This window comes from Staphylococcus sp. GDB20D11A (assembly GCF_016893255.1).
GTDB classification, from domain to species: domain Bacteria; phylum Bacillota; class Bacilli; order Staphylococcales; family Staphylococcaceae; genus Staphylococcus; species Staphylococcus aureus.
On sequence record NZ_JAFEPJ010000005.1, the window covers coordinates 1 to 4,525 of the forward strand.

A 4,525-nucleotide genomic window follows, 5' to 3' on the forward strand; every position below is an offset into this window, starting at 1 on the left:
GGGGCTATGTTATTAGTCTTTATGCTATTTGCTTTAATTATGACGATTGGTAGTGACTTTATGAATTTCCTACATGTAGATACATTGCAGAATGCCATAGCAAGCAAAATAAGAGCCTCTGAGGGCTTTATGACATTTGTTTGGTATATTGCTTATGGTTTGCCTTATATACTCGCTATAGGACTATTTATTGGCTTGTACGAATGGATTAGAGCAAAATTTCATGATTAGACCATGCATTTATGCCGAGAAAATTTATTGTGCGTTGAGAAAAACCCTTAACTAAACTTGTAGACGAATGTCGGCATAGCGTGAGCTATTAAGCCGACCATTCGACAAGTTTTGGGATTGTTAAGGGTTTCGAGGCTCAACGTCAATAAAGCAATTGGAATAAAGCAATAAGGGAGTTGATAACATGAAATTCAAAGAAGCCTTTGAGAATTTCATAACAAGTAAGTATGTATTTGGTGTTTTAATAGTTTTAGTTATTTATCAGCTATTACAAATGGTTAAATAAAAAAGACCTGATCTAATTAGACCAAGTCTTTTGATAGTGTTATATTAATAAACAAATAAAAAGAAGTCGCTCACGCCCTGACCAAAGTTTGTGATAGCGACTTATCCATTTCAAAAACATATGCTATGTGTTTTGCAATTTTTTGTATATCTAGATATTAAACGATATAAGTTTATTCTTCAAGATATATATTTGGGTGAGCGACTTCTTAAACGAAATTAAGGAGTCGATTTTTTATGAGTAAAAAAGAGCAAGAAATCTTATCAAATCAAAGCATAGAATACGAAAATACAAATTTTTCTAAAACCGGCTACTCTAATAGCCGGTTAAACCGACATATTATGTACACCCCCGAACCAAAATTACACTTTGATGCTATGACAATTGTTGGGAATCTTAATAAGAACAATGCTCACAAACTGTCTGAATTTATGAGTATTGCGCCACAAATTAGACTTTGGGATATATTACAAACCAAATTTAAAGCTAAGGCTCTACAAGAAAAAGTTTACATCGAATATGATAAAGTAAAAGCAGATGCGTGGGATAGACGTAATATGCGTGTTGAATTTAATCCTAATAAACTTACGCATGAAGAAATGCTTTGGTTAAAACAAAACATCATTGACTACATGGAAGATGATGGTTTTACAAGATTAGATTTGGCTTTTGATTTTGAAGACGATTTGAGCGATTATTATGCGATGACTGATAAATCAGTTAAGAAAACTATTTTTTATGGTCGTAACGGTAAACCAGAAACAAAATATTTTGGTGTTCGTGACAGTGATAGATTTATTAGAATTTATAATAAAAAACAAGAACGTAAGGATAATGCAGACATTGAAGTTATGTCTGAACACTTATGGCGTGTAGAAATTGAATTAAAAAGAGATATGGTTGATTATTGGAACGATTGTTTTAATGATTTACATATTTTGAAACCAGATTGGTCTAGTTTAGAAAAAGTAAAAGACCAAGCAATGATTTATATGCTAATTCATGAAGAAAGTACATGGGGTAAATTAGAAAGACGTACAAAAAATAAATACAGAGAAATGTTAAAAAGTATTTCAGAAATTGATTTAACGGACTTAATGAAATTGACTTTAAAAGAGAATGAAAAACAATTGCAAAAGCAGATTGAATTTTGGCAGCGTGAATTTAGATTTTGGGAGTGAAAAAACAATGAGGACTGAAAAAGAAATTTTAAATTTAGTTTCTGAATTTGCTTATCAACGAAGCAATGTAAAAATTATTGCTCTCGAGGGTTCAAGAACTAATGAAAATATAAAAAAAGATAAGTTTCAAGATTATGATTTTGCTTTTTTCGTATCAGATATTGAGTATTTCACACATGAAGAAAGTTGGTTAAGTTTATTTGGAGAATTATTGTTTATACAGAAACCAGAAGATATGGAATTATTCCCACCTGATTTAGATTATGGTTACAGTTATATAATGTATTTTAAAGATGGCATAAAAATGGATATTACATTAATTAATTTAAAAGATTTAAATCGTTATTTTAGTGATTCTGATGGTCTTGTAAAAATTTTAGTTGATAAAGATAATTTAGTAACTCAAGAAATTGTTCCAGATGACTCAAATTATTGGTTAAAAAAACCAACAGAACGAGAATTTTATGATTGCTGTAATGAGTTTTGGAGTGTCTCAACGTATGTAGCAAAGGGTGTTTTTAGAAGAGAAATATTATTTGCTTTAGATCATTTCAATAATATTTTACGTCCTGAATTATTAAGAATGATTTCTTGGTATATTGGCTTTAATAGGGGTTTTGATTTTAGTTTAGGAAAGAATTATAAGTTTATAAACAAATATTTAACTGATAAAGAATTCAATATGCTTTTAGCTACTTTTGAGATGAATGGATATAGAAAGACATACCAATCTTTTAAGCTTTGTTGTGAATTATTTAAATATTATTCAAATAAAGTAAGTTGTTTAGGAAATTATAACTATCCAAATTACGAAAAAAATATTGAGAATTTTATTCGTAATAATTATGAGAATTAATTTTATTAGCAACCACATTTTTGGTTGCTTTTGTTTTGATTTTGAATTTGGTTTTGAACTATGAGTGGCTAGCATTTTGCCACTCATTTTTTGCGTTAGCAAAAACATAAAGGGTCTGGGATTAATCCCAGCAAGCCGGTATATTCAGAACGAAGTGGCTAGAATATACGACGCTTGCCAAACCACATTATGACTTGAAATTTTGTTGATTATCATATAATCTACAAACATAGAAAGTTATAAATTTCGAAGAAACGTGGTGGGACTAAATGAGTGAACGTGATAATAATTTGGCTAGCGATTTGTCTGTTGGGGAAAACCGAAAACCCAACCGCAAAGAGCCAAAACAAATTAGTTTCAGAGTGAGCGAATCCGAATATGAAAAGTTAAGGTCATCTGCCGAAACTTTGAATATGAGTGTGCCGAATTTTGTTAAGAAAAAGGCACATGGGAGTCGATTGGTAGCGCCCAAATTGGATAAAGAGACGCGACAATCGATTGCCAAAGATTTAAGTAAGTTAGGGGCAAATGTAAATCAGATTGCTAAATATTGTAATCAACACCAACATGAAGCACCAAATTATGAAGGTTTAGAACACAATATTAAAGCTGTTCGTGAAAGGTTGAATGACATATGGCAAAGTCTAAATTAAGGCGTGTTCTTATTACTTTATATTTAATAATTAGTGCTGGGTTAATTATCTTTCTTTATATACAGAATAATGCTTTTTTTGAAAATAAATGGGTAATAATAGCATTTTTTATTTATGTGATTATTTTTCGAATTATTATTGATGTTATAGCACCTAAACAAAAAAGAAGTGATAACAATGGCAACAACTAAATTAGGTAATACCAAATCGGCAAGTCGTGCAATCAATTACGCAGAGAAACGAGCAGAAGAAAAAAGTGGTTTGAATTGTGATGTAGATTACGCAAAATCGGCTTTTAAGCAAACAAGAGCGTTATATGGCAAAGAAGATGGTGTTCAAGCACATACAGTGATTCAATCTTTTAAACCTAACGAAGTCACACCAGAACAATGTAATCAACTAGGTTTAGAATTAGCCGAGAAGATAGCACCGAATCATCAAGTAGCAGTTTATACGCATACAGATAAAGACCATTATCACAATCATATTGTGATTAATTCAGTTGATTTAGAAACTGGTAAGAAATATCAAAGTAATAAAAAACAACGTGAATTAGTTAAACAAGAGAATGATAATGTCTGTCGTGAAAATGGTTTGAGTGTAACAGAGCGTGGCACTGCCAAAATGAGATACACACAAGCAGAAAAAGGCATTGTGTTTGATAGAGATGAATATTCTTGGAAAGATGAATTGCGTGATCACATTGAAAATGCTAAAGCACATACAAGCAATTTAGAGACGTTTTCAGAGCATTTAGAAGAAAAAGGTATCGAAGTTAAACTTCGTGGCGAAACAATCTCATATAAGCCTGAAAATGCAAATAAATGGGTACGTGGACGAACATTAGGTTCAGATTATGAAAAAGGGGCGATTGACTATGAGCATGAAAGACATCAAGAACAACAAAGAGAACCCGAATACGCAGACGGAATCAAAGTCAATTGGGATGTACTCGAACAACACACAAAACAACTTAAGCAGCGAAGAGTTGAACGAGCTCAAGAGACAAAACAAGCTCATCGTAAATTATCTGGCAGAAATGCAGGAGAATCAGAAAACGAGAGAGAAAGAACAAGAAGCAATAACATCGAAATTGAAAGAGATGGCGGAGGTCTTTCGCTCTAGTGGTATTCAAGCACATAATGATTTTGTTGATATAGCAAAAGAAAAGTTAGGTAAAGTGAATACTGAAGATATTCAAGCAGAAATAAGAAAAGATATACGTAAAGTTCAAGACGAAAACGAAGAAATGTTACGTAAAGTAAGAGAGTCACATGAGCATTATCAAAAAAGACAAAAACAATTATTTACAGGTATT

At 31.6% G+C, this 4,525-nt stretch carries 6 protein-coding genes; all 6 read left to right on the forward strand.

The annotated features are described in order from the left end of the window. Positions 1–231: DUF334 domain-containing protein (locus JV528_RS04310; protein ID WP_204254807.1), on the forward strand; the 231-nt coding region annotated here is incomplete at its 5' end. 522 nt (positions 232–753) lie between these two features. Beyond that, positions 754–1,698: a replication initiation factor domain-containing protein gene (locus tag JV528_RS04315; RefSeq protein WP_165622112.1), complete on the forward strand. Its 945-nt coding sequence runs from the start codon at positions 754–756 to the stop codon at positions 1,696–1,698. 7 nt (positions 1,699–1,705) lie between these two features. Further along, complete coding sequence (gene str, locus JV528_RS04320; protein ID WP_001258486.1) at positions 1,706–2,554, forward strand: streptomycin adenylyltransferase Str; 849 nt, start codon at positions 1,706–1,708, stop codon at positions 2,552–2,554. Between the two features lie 269 nt (positions 2,555–2,823). Next, positions 2,824–3,207 (forward strand): plasmid mobilization protein, encoded by a 384-nt coding sequence (locus tag JV528_RS04325; RefSeq protein ID WP_165622111.1) that lies wholly within the window; start codon positions 2,824–2,826, stop codon positions 3,205–3,207. A gap of 177 nt (positions 3,208–3,384) precedes the next feature. Next, entirely contained in the window at positions 3,385–4,332 is a 948-nt protein-coding gene (locus JV528_RS04330) for a relaxase/mobilization nuclease domain-containing protein (protein ID WP_165625963.1), read from the forward strand. Then, a partial coding sequence (locus JV528_RS14845; RefSeq protein WP_204254808.1) for a DUF334 domain-containing protein occupies positions 4,310–4,525 on the forward strand: 216 nt, incomplete at its 3' end. The genes JV528_RS04330 and JV528_RS14845, both read left to right, overlap by 23 nt.

What these genes read in the sequence shown, in the direction of transcription:
- JV528_RS04325 (WP_165622111.1), top strand. Translation starts at nt 2,824, where the DNA reads ATGAGTGAACGTGATAATAATTTGGCTAGCGATTTGTCTGTTGGGGAA.
- JV528_RS04315 (WP_165622112.1), top strand. Translation starts at nt 754, where the DNA reads ATGAGTAAAAAAGAGCAAGAAATCTTATCAAATCAAAGCATAGAATAC.
- JV528_RS04330 (WP_165625963.1), top strand. Translation starts at nt 3,385, where the DNA reads ATGGCAACAACTAAATTAGGTAATACCAAATCGGCAAGTCGTGCAATC.
- str (WP_001258486.1), top strand. Translation starts at nt 1,706, where the DNA reads ATGAGGACTGAAAAAGAAATTTTAAATTTAGTTTCTGAATTTGCTTAT.